Source organism: Litchfieldia alkalitelluris, from assembly GCF_002153425.1.
In the GTDB taxonomy this organism is placed as follows: Bacteria; Bacillota; Bacilli; order Bacillales; family Salisediminibacteriaceae; genus Evansella; species Evansella alkalicola.
Genome location: NZ_KZ119600.1, coordinates 378,835 through 395,394 on the forward strand (window position 1 = coordinate 378,835; position 16,560 = coordinate 395,394).

At 38.1% G+C, this 16,560-nt stretch carries 15 protein-coding genes and 2 riboswitches; of the genes, 14 read left to right on the plus strand and 1 reads right to left on the minus strand.

Features of this window, described 5'->3' with window-relative positions; translation table 11 throughout:
- The first annotated feature begins 582 nt into the window (after positions 1–582).
- From BW724_RS01905 to BW724_RS01955, 11 genes are all read left to right on the plus strand, one after another.
- Complete coding sequence (locus BW724_RS01905) at positions 583–1,506, plus strand: AAA family ATPase (protein WP_088077600.1); 924 nt, start codon at positions 583–585, stop codon at positions 1,504–1,506.
- The gene (locus BW724_RS01910) at positions 1,503–2,753 is read left to right on the plus strand and encodes a DUF58 domain-containing protein (protein ID WP_088073413.1); all 1,251 of its coding nucleotides are present in this window, start codon (positions 1,503–1,505) and stop codon (positions 2,751–2,753) included. The genes BW724_RS01905 and BW724_RS01910 overlap by 4 nt, the downstream gene beginning before the upstream one ends.
- Positions 2,754–5,045, plus strand: coding sequence for a DUF4129 domain-containing transglutaminase family protein (locus BW724_RS01915; RefSeq protein WP_088073414.1), 2,292 nt, complete (start codon positions 2,754–2,756; stop codon positions 5,043–5,045).
- 174 nt (positions 5,046–5,219) lie between these two features.
- Positions 5,220–5,321: riboswitch (purine riboswitch) on the plus strand.
- 154 nt (positions 5,322–5,475) lie between these two features.
- Positions 5,476–7,014, plus strand: coding sequence for a glutamine-hydrolyzing GMP synthase (guaA, locus tag BW724_RS01920; RefSeq protein WP_088073415.1), 1,539 nt, complete (start codon positions 5,476–5,478; stop codon positions 7,012–7,014).
- 101 nt (positions 7,015–7,115) lie between these two features.
- Positions 7,116–7,217: riboswitch (purine riboswitch) on the plus strand.
- Between the two features lie 172 nt (positions 7,218–7,389).
- A complete protein-coding gene (locus BW724_RS01925) occupies positions 7,390–8,700 on the plus strand; it encodes an NCS2 family permease (protein WP_088073416.1) in 1,311 nt (436 codons plus the stop codon).
- A 364-nt stretch (positions 8,701–9,064) separates the two neighbouring features.
- Complete coding sequence (locus BW724_RS01930) at positions 9,065–9,301, plus strand: FeoA family protein (RefSeq protein WP_088073417.1); 237 nt, start codon at positions 9,065–9,067, stop codon at positions 9,299–9,301.
- Positions 9,288–11,048, plus strand: a complete 1,761-nt coding sequence (locus BW724_RS01935; RefSeq protein WP_088073418.1) for a ferrous iron transporter B — start codon at positions 9,288–9,290, stop codon at positions 11,046–11,048. Before BW724_RS01930 ends, BW724_RS01935 begins: the two co-directional genes overlap by 14 nt.
- Positions 11,048–11,620, plus strand: coding sequence for a class I SAM-dependent methyltransferase (locus BW724_RS01940; protein WP_088073419.1), 573 nt, complete (start codon positions 11,048–11,050; stop codon positions 11,618–11,620). Before BW724_RS01935 ends, BW724_RS01940 begins: the two co-directional genes overlap by 1 nt.
- Entirely contained in the window at positions 11,617–11,814 is a 198-nt protein-coding gene (locus tag BW724_RS01945) for a hypothetical protein (protein WP_088073420.1), read from the plus strand. Before BW724_RS01940 ends, BW724_RS01945 begins: the two co-directional genes overlap by 4 nt.
- A gap of 25 nt (positions 11,815–11,839) precedes the next feature.
- Entirely contained in the window at positions 11,840–12,934 is a 1,095-nt protein-coding gene (locus tag BW724_RS01950) for a type III polyketide synthase (RefSeq protein ID WP_088073421.1), read from the plus strand.
- A complete protein-coding gene (locus BW724_RS01955; RefSeq protein ID WP_088073422.1) occupies positions 12,934–13,458 on the plus strand; it encodes an isoprenylcysteine carboxyl methyltransferase family protein in 525 nt (174 codons plus the stop codon). Before BW724_RS01950 ends, BW724_RS01955 begins: the two co-directional genes overlap by 1 nt.
- Positions 13,459–13,667: 209 nt before the next feature.
- On the opposite strand, the gene BW724_RS01960 is transcribed toward BW724_RS01955, so the two are convergent.
- Positions 13,668–13,985 (minus strand): hypothetical protein, encoded by a 318-nt coding sequence (locus BW724_RS01960; protein WP_088073423.1) that lies wholly within the window; start codon positions 13,983–13,985, stop codon positions 13,668–13,670.
- 277 nt (positions 13,986–14,262) lie between these two features.
- Here BW724_RS01960 and BW724_RS01965 point away from each other — a divergent pair, with 277 nt between their 5' ends.
- The 3 genes from BW724_RS01965 (at position 14,263) to BW724_RS01975 (ending at position 16,531) form a co-directional block, all read left to right on the plus strand.
- A complete protein-coding gene (locus tag BW724_RS01965) occupies positions 14,263–14,463 on the plus strand; it encodes an NETI motif-containing protein (protein ID WP_088073424.1) in 201 nt (66 codons plus the stop codon).
- A gap of 365 nt (positions 14,464–14,828) precedes the next feature.
- Entirely contained in the window at positions 14,829–15,533 is a 705-nt protein-coding gene (locus BW724_RS01970; protein WP_088073425.1) for a response regulator transcription factor, read from the plus strand.
- Entirely contained in the window at positions 15,530–16,531 is a 1,002-nt protein-coding gene (locus BW724_RS01975; protein WP_088073426.1) for a sensor histidine kinase, read from the plus strand. Before BW724_RS01970 ends, BW724_RS01975 begins: the two co-directional genes overlap by 4 nt.
- Positions 16,532–16,560: the final 29 nt, after the last annotated feature.

The following is a 16,560-nucleotide window of genomic DNA, read 5'->3' on the forward strand; positions in this document are numbered from 1 at the left end:
CAGTTTACTAGAATTTGAGGTGAAAACAGTCCAAGGAAACGAGTATCAAGGACAGTTTACTAGAGTTTGAGGTGAGAACTGTCCAAGGAATCGAGTATCAAAGACAGTTTTCTAAATTTAGAGGTAAAACCTGTCCAAGCAAAGCAATAAGTCATGCATAACAGGTACTCATTTGCAGCTGAAGAATAGAAACTGTCCGTGCTGCGCTACCCAGAACATCATTCCCCAAAGAATAGAAAATGTCCGTGCCCCGCACCAAAAACATCATTCCCCCAAAAATGAAAAAGTCCACACCACCTCACCCCTAACCGAAATCAACCATTCCACTTTGAAAAATCATTATAGTAATTTGGTAAAAAAAGTTGTTTTTTCAAAAAAAATACGGACAAATTAACTCATTTTTCTGCATTGTTCATGTTATGATAGGCTTATGCAACTATCAGATAAATAGATTGATAGGATGCCGATATTATGTAGTAATAATATATAAGTTAACCTTATTGGTTTGTAAATACAAAGGAGGGCGTTGTCTTGAGGAGTCGTTCAGAACAATCTGTGGTGAGAGAGCCACAGGTAGCTAGCATGATAGAGAATGTAGAAAAAGTAGTAGTTGGGAAACGAAAAGAAATTGAATTAAGTGTCATTGCACTCTTAAGCGGTGGGCATGTTTTGTTAGAAGATGTCCCTGGAGTAGGAAAAACGATGCTGGTGAGGGCGATCGCAAAGTCATTAGGTGCGAACTTTAAACGAATTCAGTTTACACCAGATTTGCTACCATCTGACGTAACAGGTGTTTCTGTTTTTAACCAAAAGACAATGGAGTTTCAATTTAGACCAGGTCCTATCATGGCAAATGTTGTTCTTGCAGACGAAATTAACAGGACTTCTCCTAAAACACAAGCAGCTTTATTAGAGGCTTTAGAAGAGGGCAGTGTTACAACTGACGGACAAACGCGGGAACTTGATTCTCCTTTCTTCGTCATGGCTACGCAAAACCCAATTGAATATGGGGGAACATACCCATTACCTGAAGCGCAATTAGATAGATTCTTGTTTAAGTTTAAAATAGGGTATCCAACAAAACAGGAAGAATTAGATGTATTAAATCGTGTTGAAAAGAAGCACCCAATTGAGGGTATTAAACCTGTTCTTACATTAGCAAACTTAGTGGAAATGCAGAAGAAGGTTGTTGATGTCTATGTGGATGAAACAGTGAAAAGATATATTATCAACCTAGTAAATTCTACAAGAAAGCATCAATCTGTTTATTTAGGTGCAAGTCCACGTGCCTCCATCGCATTGATGAAGGCTGCTCAAGCTTATGCTTATATCCAAGGACGTGACTTTGTCGTGCCAGATGATGTTAAGTATTTGGCGCCATACACTTTGCAGCACCGAATTCTTCTTAATTCAGATGCAAAGCTTTCGAATCAAACGAATGAACGGATTGTTCAAGATGTGATTGATCAGGTATCAATTCCTGTTGGGAATGAGACTGCAAGATGAGCAGGAAAAAACAGATTTGGTACGGGCTAAAACTAGTTTTCAGAAGCCTATTCGTCCTGGGGCTGTTTGCTGCATTGTTTAGCTATGCCATGTTCCAAGGTGGATTTGTAAGCTGGTTTTTATTCTACAGTATTATGACACTAGTGGTTCTAATGCTTCTTTACGCTTTAATCCCCCTTGGGAGCTTTATGGCGGAGAGAGAATTTGGTGACGGTGTCCTTTTAGCAGGTGCGATAACGCAGGTGAAGGTGACAATCAGGAGAAAATGGCCATTTCCATTTTTATACTTATCAGTGGTTGATGATATTGACCAAAAGCTACTTAAGCAAATGCCCCGTTACCATAACAAGATGATATTTTACCCAACGATGAAGCGGGAGATAACGTTCACGTATGAAATTCCTGAAATTAAGCGTGGGGAATATGAGCTTCATGGTGTGTGGTTGGAAACAAGTGATATGTTCGGTTTGTTTGAAAAACAAAAGTACGTTTCCTTGAAAGAAACGGTTCTCGTGTACCCGAATTATCATAATATCGAACACTGGTCGGCATATGAAAAGCATGAAGCTGAGACACATATGTCCTCCCTTGATTTTGTAGAAGACGTTACATCAATTGCAGGAGCGAGGGAGTATGTTCCAGGAGATAAATTAACGAGTATTGATTGGAAAGTCACTGCAAGGTCCAATAAGTTAATGACCAAGGAATTTGAGGACCATTACGGTCAAAACTTTTTAGTGATTTTAAACAACCACCTTCCTGATAATCACTATCAAACACTAGAAGCTTACGAAAAATCAATTGAGCTTGCAACGTCCATTGTCATGCTTTCTAATCGTACACACTTGAAAATGAGCCTTTGGACGATAGGGGAAACAAGTAAAGCATTTTCAATGGATGCTGGTGCAGATCATCAAAAAAATATTGTAAAACACTTATCTAAGATTGAGGCGGATTTCCAAGGAGAGTTTGGAGCATCATTGAAGGAGTATGAGGATCATATTCCGCAGGGCATCACGATGATCATCGTTTCAACTGAAGTAACAGACGACATGTTAGAACGAGTTAGAATCTACCTATCTAGAAGAATAAATGTGTATTTCTGTTTAATGGATCGTGGGAAAAAAACAGATGCATGGGAAGAAAAGCGATTTGAACAACTTAAGCGATATGGTGCCGAAGCTTACATTCTATCAGGTAGTAATTTGGACCATGCAATACCAACCTACGCAAGTGCAGGTGATTAGATGAAACGACTGAATGGACAACAATCATTCTCTATTACACACTTATTTATATATGTATTAGCATTTCTACTTTTATGGGAATGGCTCCGTCCAATTCCGACGGTTTCAGATACAGGGCATATTGATGTATTTGTATGGTTTGCATTTTTTAGCGCCGTACTAATCTATTTGCGTTTCCCATTTAAAGTTACACTTCCTGCACTATTTGTCGGGACGATCTTTTGCTTAAATTTTATTTTCACCCAGGAAAGCTTTTTTAGCCGAGAAGGTGGTTTGGAAACACTCCGTATTTTTGTTTCTGATGTGATTTATAATTTTCAGCTTATATTTAGCTGGGAACTTGCCTCTTTAACAAATTCATTCCGTACCTTCTTATTATTCATGCTGTTAGCGTTAATTTGTTATTTATTATACTTTTGGATTTTTCATACTAAAAAAATCTTTTTCTTTTTACTATCAACGGTTATCTACATTACAGTGCTAGATACATTTACACCAGTAGATGCTTCTATGGCAATTATCCGAATTATCGTGATCGGATTCTTTATTCTAACCTTACTCCACATGTTGAAAGTACAGGAAGAAGAGAAAGCGATCAAAAGGAAAAGTGGTACGTTTATTTCGACGTCGTGGATGTATACGTTAATTTTTATGGTCTTAATAGCTACAGCTGTCGGATATGCTGCACCAAAATATGAGCCACAATGGAGTGACCCAGTTCCAACGTTGCAGAGATATGTTCTCGGAGAAAGTGGTAGTGGTACAGGTTCCATCAATCGTGTGGGTTATGGTGAAGATGATGAGCGCCTTGGTGGTGGTTTTATTCAAGACCACAATACAGTGTTTTACGCAATTGCACCAGATTCTTCTTATTGGAGAGGGGAGTCTAAACATGAATATACAGGACATGGGTGGACATCAGAACCGCTGGAATATGAGTCTACCTCCCTTTTTGAAGAAGGAAATGTAGATTATTACATGTTCTTTGATTCAGTGGAGGTTGAGGAGCGGGAAGTAAGGATCATGATGGAAGAAGACGTTTCATTTAACCACCTTTTCTACCCGGGACAATTGATAAATGTCAACGTTGGTTCTATAGCTTTTGATGTGGAAGTTGATAATGCTAATATGGAAGACCATTTACCCCTTACATTTATGACGGACGCTAACTCTGGAAAAATCACGTCGTACTCTCGTTTAGAGGAGAGGGTCATGCTAAAGGAGTATCAACTGTATTATGAATATCCAATGTTCTCATTGAATGATCTAAGGAACAGTACTGGAGAGGATCCAGAAAGAATCCAGGAACTCTACTTACAGCTTCCAGATGATTTGCCTGCACGGGTTGGGGAGCTTGCTGAAGAAATTATAGCTGATTATGATAACCGTTACGATCAAGCTGTAGCTGTCGAACAATTCTTTTCTGAAAACGACTTTGAGTATGAAACGGCAAATGTACCAATTCCTGACGATGGTCAAGATTATGTGGATCAGTTTTTATTCGAGACGCAATATGGATACTGTGATAACTATTCAACTGCCATGGCTGTTTTACTAAGGTCGGTTGGGATTCCAACACGTTGGGTGAAGGGGTTTACTGCTGGTGAGGAAATAGAAGAACTTGGTGGCGGGATGAACAGATATGAAATATCTAACTCCAATGCCCACTCCTGGGTAGAAGTTTATTTTCCAGAGGTAGGCTGGGTTCCATTTGAGCCCACTCAAGGTTTTAGTAATAACGTCGAGTTTTACGAAGAGGAAGAAGAGGATCTTGAGATTGATGTAGGTAGTATTGAAGAAGAGGAGTCAGACGAAGAAACTCCTGATCGTGATGATTTACTACCTGAATTTGACGACATGTTAGAAGAATCGGAAGAAGCAATGGCACCTGGTACTGGTGGTACACCAACTTCAGAGGAATGGTTTACACCTAAAAATGTAATTATCTCCATTGTTATACTGATTATGGTCATGCTTTTTTACCAAAATCAGAACAAGTTTCAGAACAGATATTTTATCATGAAGTATAACCTGCTAGGTAAAGATGAGAAATTCATGACAGCTTATGACCGATTACTCTGGATTTTAGAAAACGAAGGGTTACCTCGTGGAGAGGGCGAAACCCTTAGGGAATATGCTTCTCGGGTTGATCTTGTCCTAAGTTTGAGGGCGATGCAACAATTAACAGAAGCCTATGAAAAAGTGTACTACGGTGGAAAAGAGGCAAGTGGTGACTGGAAGAAACAAAAGAGCCAGTGGGAAGAAATTATTAAGACATTAAATAAACATTGATAGATGTAGGTTGTTCCAACAACACCTTTTATCAGGGGAGCCGTGCAAATGGAATTTTGCACTTTGGAAGATGAAAAAATGATATATTCCTTGTTGGAATAACAATTGGATAAACTATCCCCTTGACCATTTCGAAACTATACTGATAAAATTATCTCCGTGCTTATAGAGAAAAATTTACTATTATATTTCCTTCATATATCCTTAGGAATAGGGCCTAAGAGTTTCTACCGGGTTGCCGTAAACAACCTGACTATGAAGGCAGATGTTTATTTGTATTTGTAATGCAACTAGAAATTCTGCCTTCGTGTCTTCGGAGGGAGATTTCTAGTTTTTTTTCTAGTAACTGTCTTTAAAAACAAGGCAGGAAGATCATACTTAAAAGTAACAAAGAAATTGGAAGAATATATTTAGTAAAGGTGGATGTACAATGCAGGAAATCAGCGAGAAAATTATTGTCCTGGACTTTGGTGGTCAATACAATCAGTTAATTGCCCGTCGAATTCGTGATTTAGGAGTATTTAGTGAGTTATTAAGTCATAAAATTACTGCGGAAGAAATTAAAGAAATGAACCCAAGAGGGATCATCTTCTCAGGTGGACCAGGAAGTGTGTATGCTGAAGGTGCTCCAAAATGTGACGAGCGTATTTTTGACTTAGGAATTCCTGTATTAGGAATCTGTTATGGTATGCAGTTAATGACTCACCACTTCGAAGGAAGTGTAGAAGCGGCAAATCATCGTGAGTACGGGAAAGCAATGATAAACATTGAGAATCAAAGTAAGCTTTATGATGGACTAGCTAACCAGCAGTCTGTTTGGATGAGTCATGGTGATTTAGTTAAAGCGCCACCTGCAGGCTTTACTGTTGATGCGACAAATGTTTCTTGTCCTGTTGCTGCTATGAGTGATGAAAGCCGTAATCTATATGGTGTTCAATTTCACCCAGAGGTTAGAAATTCAGAGTATGGAAATGAAATGTTGAAGAACTTTGTTTATAAAGTATGTGAGTGCCAAGGTAATTGGTCCATGGAAAACTTTATTGACATGGAAGTGGAGAAAGTACAACAACTTGTTGGAGATAGAAAAGTCCTTTGTGCATTAAGTGGTGGAGTAGATTCATCTGTTGTTGCAGCACTACTTCATAAGGCTATCGGCGATCAGCTTGTATGTATGTTCATTGATCACGGTTTGTTGCGTAAAGGGGAAGCGGATAGTGTTATGAAAACTTTCTCTGAAGGCTTCGATATGAATGTCATTAAAATTGATGCACAGGAAAGGTTCTTATCTAAACTTGAGGGTGTGAAGGATCCTGAGCAAAAACGTAAGATCATTGGAAATGAATTCATCTATGTTTTTGAAGAAGAGGCTGGAAAGCTTAAAGAGGTAGACTTCCTAGCACAAGGAACACTTTACACGGATATTATTGAAAGTGGAACTGATACAGCACAAACAATCAAGTCACACCATAACGTAGGTGGACTTCCTGAAGATATGAAATTCGAACTCATTGAGCCGTTGAACACATTATTTAAAGATGAAGTACGAGAAGTTGGGGCAGAGCTGGGACTTCCAGATGAAATCGTTTGGAGACAGCCTTTCCCAGGCCCAGGACTTGGAATTCGTGTGTTAGGGGAAATTACAGAAGAAAAATTAGAGATTGTTCGTGAATCTGATGCGATTTTACGTGCAGAAATTAAAAAGGCTGGATTAGATCGTGAAATTTGGCAGTATTTCACTGCATTACCTGACATGCGTAGTGTAGGTGTTATGGGTGATGCTAGAACATATGATTATACAGTTGGAATTCGTGCAGTAACGTCTATTGATGGTATGACATCTGATTGGGCGAGAATTCCTTATGATGTTTTAGAAATAATCTCTACTAGAATTGTTAATGAAGTGAAACACGTAAACCGTGTTGTTTATGATATTACTTCTAAGCCACCTTCAACAATCGAGTGGGAATAAGTAAAATACTGTAAAAGACGAACGAAATTCACTATTTTAATTTTAATATTCGCTTTTAGGGTTGACATTACGGTGGCACGTTGGTAAACTGAACAATGTAAGTAACATAGAAGATTAATGTTCGTATAATTTCGGGGATAGGGCCCGACAGTTTCTACCGAGCTACCGTAAATGGCTTGACTACGAATGATGATAGATTTGGAAATAGCTTCAGATACATTTAATTGCTATTTTTTATATATCGTCGTTATGTCACATTTACTCTCTTTAGCTCTGGGCCCAATGAATTTGGTTCAGAGTTTTTTTATAGTTTGAAAGACTATAAGGTTTCAGGTTTTTGAAAAAATATGATTTTTAAAAAGGAGAGTTTAAGAGATGGATCGTTATTTCCAGTTTCAAGAATTAGGCACTAACTACAAAAGAGAAATAATGGGTGGTATTACAACCTTCTTAGCGATGGCGTATATTTTGTTTGTAAATCCTGATATCTTAAGCGCAGCAGGAATGGATTCAGGGGCTGTCTACGTTGCGACAGCTTTAGCAGCAGCAATTGGTACCATTATCATGGGTCTTGTCGCTCGTTATCCTATCGCCCTTGCACCAGGTATGGGATTAAATGCTTTCTTCACTTTTTCTGTTGTCCTTGGAATGGGAATTCCTTGGCAGACAGCTTTACTAGGTGTGTTTATTTCAGGTATTATCTTTATTATTATAACTGTAGTTGGAATTCGAGAATTAATTATCAATGCAATTCCTGCAGAATTGAAATATGCAGCAGCAGCTGGTATAGGGTTGTTTATTGCATTTATTGGTCTTCAAGGAGCAGGTATTGTAGAGGCAAATCCAGATACGTTAGTACAAATTGGTGATTTAACGAATGGACTTACATTATTAGCAGTTTTTGGTGTTGTCATTACAACTATACTAATTGCTTTAGGTTTACGCGGTGGTATTTTTTATGGAATGATTATCACATCACTGGTTGGAGTAATCTTTCAGCTTATCCCAATGCCAAGTGCTATTATTGATTTTTCAATTCCTAGTTTAGAACCAACATTTGGAGCATTTTTGCAGCCATTTGCAGAACAATCTTTTTCTGAAATTTTCACAATCAATTTGATTGTTGTTATTTTGACGTTTCTATTTGTTGACTTTTTTGACACAGCTGGAACATTATATGGTGTTGCAAATCAAGCAGGGTTAGTTAAGGACAATAAATTACCACGTGCTCAGAAAGCTCTATTGGCGGACTCATCTGCAACTGTTGTAGGGGCAGTTCTTGGTACATCTACGACTACTGCATATGTTGAATCTGCATCAGGGATTGCAGCAGGTGCAAGAACAGGTTTCGCTTCCCTAGTAACGGGCTTGATGTTCTTGCTTGCTTTGTTATTCTCGCCATTACTCGTAGTCGTTACATCGCATGTAACTGCACCAGCATTAATCATTGTCGGAATTATGATGGCTGGAGCGTTAGGGAATATCGAATGGAAAAAATTCGAAATTGCTGTTCCGGCATTCTTAACAGTGATTGCAATGCCATTAACGTACAGTATCGCAACTGGTATTGCATTAGGTTTCGTCATGTACCCAATCACAATGCTTGCTAAAGGTCGTGTGAAAGAAATTCACCCTATCATGTACGGATTATTCTTCGTGTTCATTGCATACTTTATTTGGCACTAAAATTATATTAAAACAGAAGCTCACTCGTTTTTATGCGGGTGAGTTTTTTATTGTTGAGTGAGTTGTTTTAAGAATGAGTTCGGTTCAAGGACAGTTTACTAGTTTTATCAAATGAACCTGTCCAAGGAAGGTCGTTTCAAGGACAGTTTCCCGTTTTTATCAAATGAAACTGTCCAAACAAGAGCAGTTCAAGGACAGCTTCCCGATCATAGCAATTGAAACTATTCCCCATAAGCGCAATGAATGTGATTAATTTCACAATATGAAGGTTTTCAGAACTTACACTATACTCCATTTACTTGAGAATGATTCTCAACGTATACTCTAAGTGAGAATGAATTTCAATTAATAGGTGGTGGCCGTAATGAAATCATTATACGACTTGAAAAAGTGTGAAACATGCGCTGTCATTCAAATACCTGAATGCCCAGCATTACATAGTTTAGGTGTACATAAAGGTTGTAAATTATCTTATGTTATGAAATCTCCTTGGAAAGGACCGTTGGTAGTTGCAACGAATGGATCTAGAGAGCTAGCCATTGATTATGTTTTAGCAAAACAAATTATGGTTGAAGAGGTAAGAACGAATGAAATGCCATAGTGAGGAAATTGGAATGACAGAGTTTAGCGGGAAAAAAAGAGTGTTGTTAATGGGAAATCCTAATGTGGGAAAAAGTGTCATCTTTTCTGCATTAACGAATAAAGCAGTAATGACTGCAAACTATGCAGGTACAACAGTCTCAGCATATAAAGGAAACCTAATTGGCGTAGATGATATAGAAGTTATTGATGTGCCTGGTATCTATTCCCTTGATGCAACTTCTGAAGCAGAAATGGCTGCAGTAAAAATGTATGAAGAAAAAACAGATTTAGTTGTTTGTGTGCTAGATGCAACGAACCTCGAGAGAAACTTAAAGCTTGGATTGGAATTAAGGAAGAAGCAATGTCCTGTTATCTATTTATTAAATATGTGTGACATTGCAGAGCGTAAAGGAATTAGGATCGATAAGAAAAAATTAGAAGAGCGTCTTCAAGCTCCAGTTATTCCAACTGTAGCAGTAAGACGTGCAGGTTTTCAAAGGCTGTTTCTATTAATTAAGAAGTATTTGAAAGATCCAGGTTCTTATCCATACAGTATAAATGCTAGTTTCACCACATCTATAGAGGAGATCTCTTATATTGCTGAAAGTGTACAGGAAAGGATAGAACCGCAGCCAAGCAAGATAGACCGATGGGAAAAGTGGACATTACAACCATTAACAGGGGTGCCAATTGCATTAATAGTTGTTATTTTGTCACTCGGATTTGTTGTTGGAGTTGGAAAAGCTATTCGTGCTGTCCTTCTTCTTCCATTGCTAAATAATTATTACGTTCCATTTGTGGAGAGTTTGGCTGGATTGCTAGTGAGTGATGAGTCTATGATCTATCAAATTTTAGTAGGAGAATTTGGTGTATTAATCAAAGGGATTGAATGGCCCTTTGCCCTCATCTTACCTTATGTCATCTTATTTTATATCGTTCTCTCAATATTAGAGGATAGTGGTTATCTGCCTAGATTAGGAGTTTTAATAGATGGCGTGTTTAAGAAAATAGGTTTACATGGAGGTAGTGTCATTCCTGTAACAATGGGCTATGGGTGCGCAGTACCTGCAATCATTGGGACAAGAGCTTCTTCAAGTAGAAAAGAGCGTATTATCATCGCTTCTTTAGTGACCCTTGCAGTTCCTTGTATTGCTCAGACAGGGGCATTTATTGCTTTATTAGGAGATCACTCAATCCTATTATTATTTGCAATATTCCTTGTATCTTTCTTTATTATGTTTATTAGTGGAACGATCCTTAATAGGAAAATTTCAGGAGTTTTAGAACCGACGTTAATAGAAGTTCCGAACCTTCTAATGCCTAGTAAACAAGCCCTTTGGAGAAAAGTATGGATGAGAACGAAACACTTTATGATAGAAGCTGAAATCCCAATGATTATAGGGATTCTTGTTGCTGCATTAACAATTGAAACAGGTGTACTAAATTATTTTAGCGTGATACTAGAGCCAGTAGTAGTATCTTGGTTGGGTCTTCCTCCAGAAGCAAGTGTCGCTCTCGTATTAGGGGTGATCAGAAGGGAGCTTGCCGTTCTCCCACTCCTTGGAATGGACCTTACAGTTAACCAAATGTTTGTTGGAGCTCTTATTGCCTTATTATATTTACCTTGTATGAGTGTGTTTTTTGTTTTGATAAAAGAATTTCGAATCCGCATAGCTGCAACGATAACTGCAGCCACAATTATATTAGCGTTTCTAGTCGGGGGATTAGTCAACCAATTACTTCGTTTATTTGGAGGGCTACTTTAATGATTCCTTATTGTACGAGAACGTGTGAGAAACTGTTGTGTAAATCAGGTATTTGTCAGAGAGTAGCTTCTTTATACTATGACCATGTAATTGAGAAAGAAATCGCCTTGGCTAACATCACATCCGAGGATAAAGTCGTTTGTATTGGTGGAGGTTCTACTCCATTTACAGCATGCTTAATCGCAGAAAAAACTGGGGCACAAGTGACAGTAATTGATTATGATAAGTGTGTCATGGAAAAGGCTAGAAACTTTATATTAAAGTGGAATCTTGACACCAAGGTTACATTAGAGTGTGTAGATGGGTTAGTCTATAATGTTAGCAAATATACTGTCGTTCATGTTGCAATGCAAGTAACTCCCCAAAGGGCAGTCTATCAACGTATGCTACATTCTATGAGTGTTGGTGGGCGGCTTATATTAAGAAGACCTAGAGTGTTTTTATCGCCGTTTTATGAAGCTCTTCCTGTAGCTGAATATGAAAAGGCATATGAGAACGTTTGGCACCCATTCTCCATGATGAAAGGCTCATGCTTGTTTCTCAAAAATGAAGTGAGATTAATAGGGGCATGAAGATAATCAAATATATATTATATGCTTTGTTGATTGTCCTTGTGGGAGCACTGCTTATTTTTATTGATGACAGTTGGATTTATTATATAAAAGAAGTGAATCCATTACTTTGTTTTAAAAAAAGAGAGGCTTCTACATATTTAATTCGTTGGGATAAAATTCCTTTCATGAGGAAAAATACTGGTAACTATTGAAAAAAGTTACTGGAGGTAACATATCATGCCTGCAATTGTATCCGTCAGCACAGAAATACCACCGTATACAATAGATCAAAAAGACACAGAAAATGTCGTTAGGGAACTCTTTAAAGAACCTTTCCAAGATATTGATAGGCTCTTAAAAATATTTGATAATGGTCAAATTGAAAAGAGAAATTTCGTCGTACCTAAGGAATGGTTTGAACAGGACCATTCCTTTAAAGAGAAAAATGACCTCTATATACAAGAGTCGGTGAACTTAGGAGTAGAAGCAGTTCAGACTTGTTTAGGTAATAAAGAATTTTTACAGAAAATGCTTGATCCAGCTGATATTGACGCGATTTTTTATATATCAAGTTCTGGACTTTCAACTCCTACCGTCGATGCCAAAATAATGAATGTTCTTCCATTCTCGCCAAACACAAAGCGCATTCCAATATGGGGGCTTGGTTGTGCTGGGGGAGGGGCGGGAATTGCGAGAGCTTATGAATACTGTATGGCATATCCAAATGCTAAGGTGTTAGTCTTGTGCAGTGAACTCTGTAGTCTCACCTTTCAGCGGAATGACGTTAGAAAAAGCAATTTAGTTGGAACCTCCTTATTTGCTGATGGGGTTGCTTGTGCGCTAGTAGTTGGTGATGATGTACTGAAAAAGGACTCTCTTGCAAAAGGGGCGCTTCCATTTATAAAAGGGGTTCAATCAACGCTCATGCCGCAATCGGAGGATGTCATGGGGTGGGACGTTACAAATGAAGGTCTTCAAGTCATCTTCTCACGGGATATTCCAAACGTCATTAAAGAATGGTTGAAACCTAATGTGGAGCAATTCTTAGAGAAACAGGGTATAGAGTTAAGAGATATTAAACATTTTGTTGCACACCCTGGTGGAAAAAAAGTGTTGGAAGCATATGAACAAGCTTTGGATTTCACACCTGAGATGACAGATATTCCCCGTCAAGTTTTAAAAGAAAATGGAAATATGTCTTCCCCAACAGTCCTGTATGTGCTAAAAAAATTCATGGAATCAGCACCTGAGGATGGGGATATTGGTTTAATGACAACACTAGGACCAGGCTTTAGCTCCGAATTAATACAGTTAAAGTGGAGGGAAGTGTGATGTTCATATTTTGGGTAGTCATTGTGCTGATTATTGTACAAAGGGGATTTGAATTATGGATAGCAAAACGTAATGAAAGATGGATGAAGGGGCGAGGAGCTGTGGAGTTTGGGCAAGATCATTATAAGTGGATTGTCCTCATGCATGGCGGCTTTTTTCTATTTCTTATAGGAGAAGTAGTGATAACAGGGGGAGAATTAATCCCCCGGTGGCCCGTCATTATAAGTTTATTTTTAACAGCGCAGGTGGGACGAATATGGGCGTTGACCTCCCTCGGGCGATATTGGAACACGAAAATCATTGTATTGCCTGGTGAAAAACTAGTGAGGAAAGGTCCATATCAATGGGTGAATCATCCAAACTATTGGATCGTGGCAATTGAATTACTAACTCTCCCTATTCTGTTTCAAGCATGGATCACTGCTGTAGTCTTTACTGTTCTTAATGGGTCTATATTATTGCTTGTAAGAATTCCGAAAGAAGAGGAAGCATTAAAGTGGCTAACAAATCAAGAGATTGAGTAAAAAAGAAGTAGGAGTTCCTCGATATAATAACGGGTTTACTTTATATGATATGGTCAAACCGGACTGTAGCAAGCATTATTATGATAAAAAACAAGACAAATTCACTATGTGAAAAAGTCTCGTTTTGTATAATTTTTAGTTTTCTCACGCTAAACGGAACTACTTATCAATATAGATTTAGCTTTGATAATGGGAGACCGTTGCTCCGCTTAATGAAAGAAATATGGGAAGGAAAAGCTAACTAGCAGGTAAATTCCAGATCCTAAAAGAATAGGATTAAAGATAATTCCGAGTGCTTCATGCTTAAATGTGTGAGAGCTATCATTGAATGTCTTTTCTTCCATGTCAACTTGCCAGGAAGCAGCGTCTCCCTGTAATGAAAAAAAGAAAATGATACCGAAAGCAACAATACTAATTGTTGTGGCAAGGTCTGTCCAATGGTACAAAGGAATTGTGCTACTTATGAACAGGACGAGCCCATGTAAAACGACCATCGTTAGTAGAAAAAAAACAATTTTAGCCTTCATCCTTACTTCCTCCCTTTCATTCATGTTAAAATCATAAAACGTAAGTATCTATCAAAAGATATTATTGTATATTTTACCACAATATCACATATGAGGAAGCGAGATTTCCAAAAAAAACAGGTTGGTAGAGGTCCTAGCCGCTCACAGCAAAGTAGACACTACGTTGACTGAGCAGATATCGTAGTTTACTATGTGGTAAAAGCGAGCGGACTGTAACAATTACCACTACTAGTTAAGTCTTTTCATGGTAGCATAAAGTAAGGGAGTGAGCTTAAGTATGTCGAAGAAAAGAGCAAAACAGAAATTCTACGTAGAAGATGGAGAAACAATCGATGACTGCCTTAACCGTATGAGAGCAGAAGGATATGTACCTGTGCGGAGGATGGAGGAGCCGATTTTAAAAGAAGTGAAAAAAAACGGTAAAACAGAGGTGGAAGTTGCAAAACAACAAATTGTTTTTGAAGGAAAGCTTTTATAAAGAAGTTTGGATATAAGTTAGGGTGACTAAGACGCGAAGGAACATGAATAGCAGCGCTTCGCGTTCTAGTCGAAGCGAATAAGAAACGAAGGAGAATCCCCACTTTTGTTTGTCTACATGCAACGGATGCTATTGCCACATTAACAACCTCAAAAAAACATTTACTATATCATCTTCCCCATTAATAAATGACTTTTCTAACGATTAGGTGTTTAATAAAATGTTAAAATTTGAAATAATAGACTAATAAATAATAGGAAAAGTATGAATCGGTATGTGTATTACTAAATATTTGAGAAGAAAAAGTTGATTAACCCCCTCACCCTGTACTGTTGAAATAAATTGATATATGGGAGAAACCAAACATGGAAAAAATAATGATCGTTGAAGATGACATTAAGATTGCTAATTACTTAAGGTCCTATATTGAAAAATACGGGTATGAAGTGGTCATTGCTAAAGAATTTGATAAGATCATGGATACATTTCAAAGGGAGATACCCAGACTTGTACTACTCGATATCAATTTGCCTAGTTTTGACGGTTATTACTGGTGCAGGCAGATTCGAAAAGAGTCCATCTGCCCAGTTATTTTTATATCGGCCCGTACAGGTGAAATGGACCAAGTTAGGGCACTTGAAAATGGTGGAGATGATTTTATTACGAAGCCTTTCCATCCTGACATAGTCATTGCGAAAATCCGAAGTCAGCTGCGTCGTGCATATGGGGAATATGCAGTGAAGTCCGAAGAAAGGATATTAATACAAGACGGATTACAATGTTATCCGGAGAGGTTAGAGCTACGTTTTGAAAACAATGTAACTACTTTAACAAAAAAAGAAGCGGACCTTATCGAAATATTGATGGAGCGGTATCCACGAGTTGCTGGGAGACAAGATTTGTTAGCCAAGCTATGGGATGATCAAGTATATGTCGATGAGAATACATTAAATGTTAATATAACTCGTGTTCGGAAAAAGTTTCAAGAGTTAGGGATTGAGGGTGCGGTGGAGACAGTGAGAGGTGCAGGATATCGCTTGTGTGTTACATGGAATGAGGAAAAGCAATGAAACTTTTTATTCGTGATCATTTGTTATACATTGTTTTCCAACTTATCATAAGTCTTTTAGTACCGATTCTCTTTTGGTTGGATGGTTATCGGGGGATTGGTGTAAGTTTGTATGCCATTTTTTTATCACTGGTATTATTTTCGGTATTTCTTATTTACCGTTATATTACAAGAAAGAATTTTTACCAAAAGCTTCAGAATCCAATGGAAAACTTGGATAGTTCTCTTGAAACTACCGAAGGAGCGCCAATATCTGGTGCACTCGATCAATTACTTAGGAAACAATATCGGTTATATCAGACAGAACTTCTACAAGGGGAAGAAAGACAGGGGGAACATTTATTATTTATGGATCGATGGGTCCATCAGATGAAGACGCCCCTTTCAGTGATTGAATTAACGGCACAAACGCTTGATGAGCCAGAGTCATCTAGTATTCGTGAGGAAACAGAGCGAATGCGGAATGGTTTGAATACCGTCCTTTATATGGCAAGACTTAGGACTGTTGAAGAAGATTTTCACATTAAGCAGGTAAAGTTAGCCAAGCTGATACATGAAGTGAATAAAGAAAACAAAAGATTTTATATCCGTCATGAAGTGTATCCACAATTCAAGGAGGAGAGGCCCGGGATCACGGTGGAGACTGATGAAAAGTGGCTTTTTTTCCTTATTACACAATTGGTACATAATGCTGTGAAATACTCTGTCGGAAAAAAGAACTACCTTGTCATATCCATTTATGAAAGGGATAGGGAAGCAGTACTTGAAGTGAGAGACTTTGGAGTTGGTATCCCCGTTGTCGATCAAAAACGTATTTTTAACAAATTTTATACCGGAGAAAATGGTCGGAAGTACCGGGAATCAACAGGGATGGGGCTTTATTTAGTGAAAGAAGTTGCTGAAAAGTTGGAGCACCGCATTGAATTGGAATCAGAGGTCGGAGAAGGAACAACTATCCGGCTTATTTTTTCCGAAACTCAAAACCTTACATCGATGTAAGGTTTGTGAAAGCATAATCGATAGTTTAA

Excerpts from the sequence above, each read along its gene's own strand:
- BW724_RS01905 (WP_088077600.1), top strand. The coding sequence starts at position 583 with ATGATAGAGAATGTAGAAAAAGTAGTAGTTGGGAAACGAAAAGAAATT.
- BW724_RS01910 (WP_088073413.1), top strand. The coding sequence starts at position 1,503 with ATGAGCAGGAAAAAACAGATTTGGTACGGGCTAAAACTAGTTTTCAGA.
- BW724_RS01915 (WP_088073414.1), top strand. The coding sequence starts at position 2,754 with ATGAAACGACTGAATGGACAACAATCATTCTCTATTACACACTTATTT.
- guaA (WP_088073415.1), top strand. The coding sequence starts at position 5,476 with ATGCAGGAAATCAGCGAGAAAATTATTGTCCTGGACTTTGGTGGTCAA.
- BW724_RS01925 (WP_088073416.1), top strand. The coding sequence starts at position 7,390 with ATGGATCGTTATTTCCAGTTTCAAGAATTAGGCACTAACTACAAAAGA.
- BW724_RS01930 (WP_088073417.1), top strand. The coding sequence starts at position 9,065 with ATGAAATCATTATACGACTTGAAAAAGTGTGAAACATGCGCTGTCATT.
- BW724_RS01935 (WP_088073418.1), top strand. The coding sequence starts at position 9,288 with ATGAAATGCCATAGTGAGGAAATTGGAATGACAGAGTTTAGCGGGAAA.
- BW724_RS01940 (WP_088073419.1), top strand. The coding sequence starts at position 11,048 with ATGATTCCTTATTGTACGAGAACGTGTGAGAAACTGTTGTGTAAATCA.
- BW724_RS01945 (WP_088073420.1), top strand. The coding sequence starts at position 11,617 with ATGAAGATAATCAAATATATATTATATGCTTTGTTGATTGTCCTTGTG.
- BW724_RS01950 (WP_088073421.1), top strand. The coding sequence starts at position 11,840 with ATGCCTGCAATTGTATCCGTCAGCACAGAAATACCACCGTATACAATA.
- BW724_RS01955 (WP_088073422.1), top strand. The coding sequence starts at position 12,934 with ATGTTCATATTTTGGGTAGTCATTGTGCTGATTATTGTACAAAGGGGA.
- BW724_RS01960 (WP_088073423.1), bottom strand. The coding sequence starts at position 13,985 with ATGAAGGCTAAAATTGTTTTTTTTCTACTAACGATGGTCGTTTTACAT.
- BW724_RS01965 (WP_088073424.1), top strand. The coding sequence starts at position 14,263 with ATGTCGAAGAAAAGAGCAAAACAGAAATTCTACGTAGAAGATGGAGAA.
- BW724_RS01970 (WP_088073425.1), top strand. The coding sequence starts at position 14,829 with ATGGAAAAAATAATGATCGTTGAAGATGACATTAAGATTGCTAATTAC.
- BW724_RS01975 (WP_088073426.1), top strand. The coding sequence starts at position 15,530 with ATGAAACTTTTTATTCGTGATCATTTGTTATACATTGTTTTCCAACTT.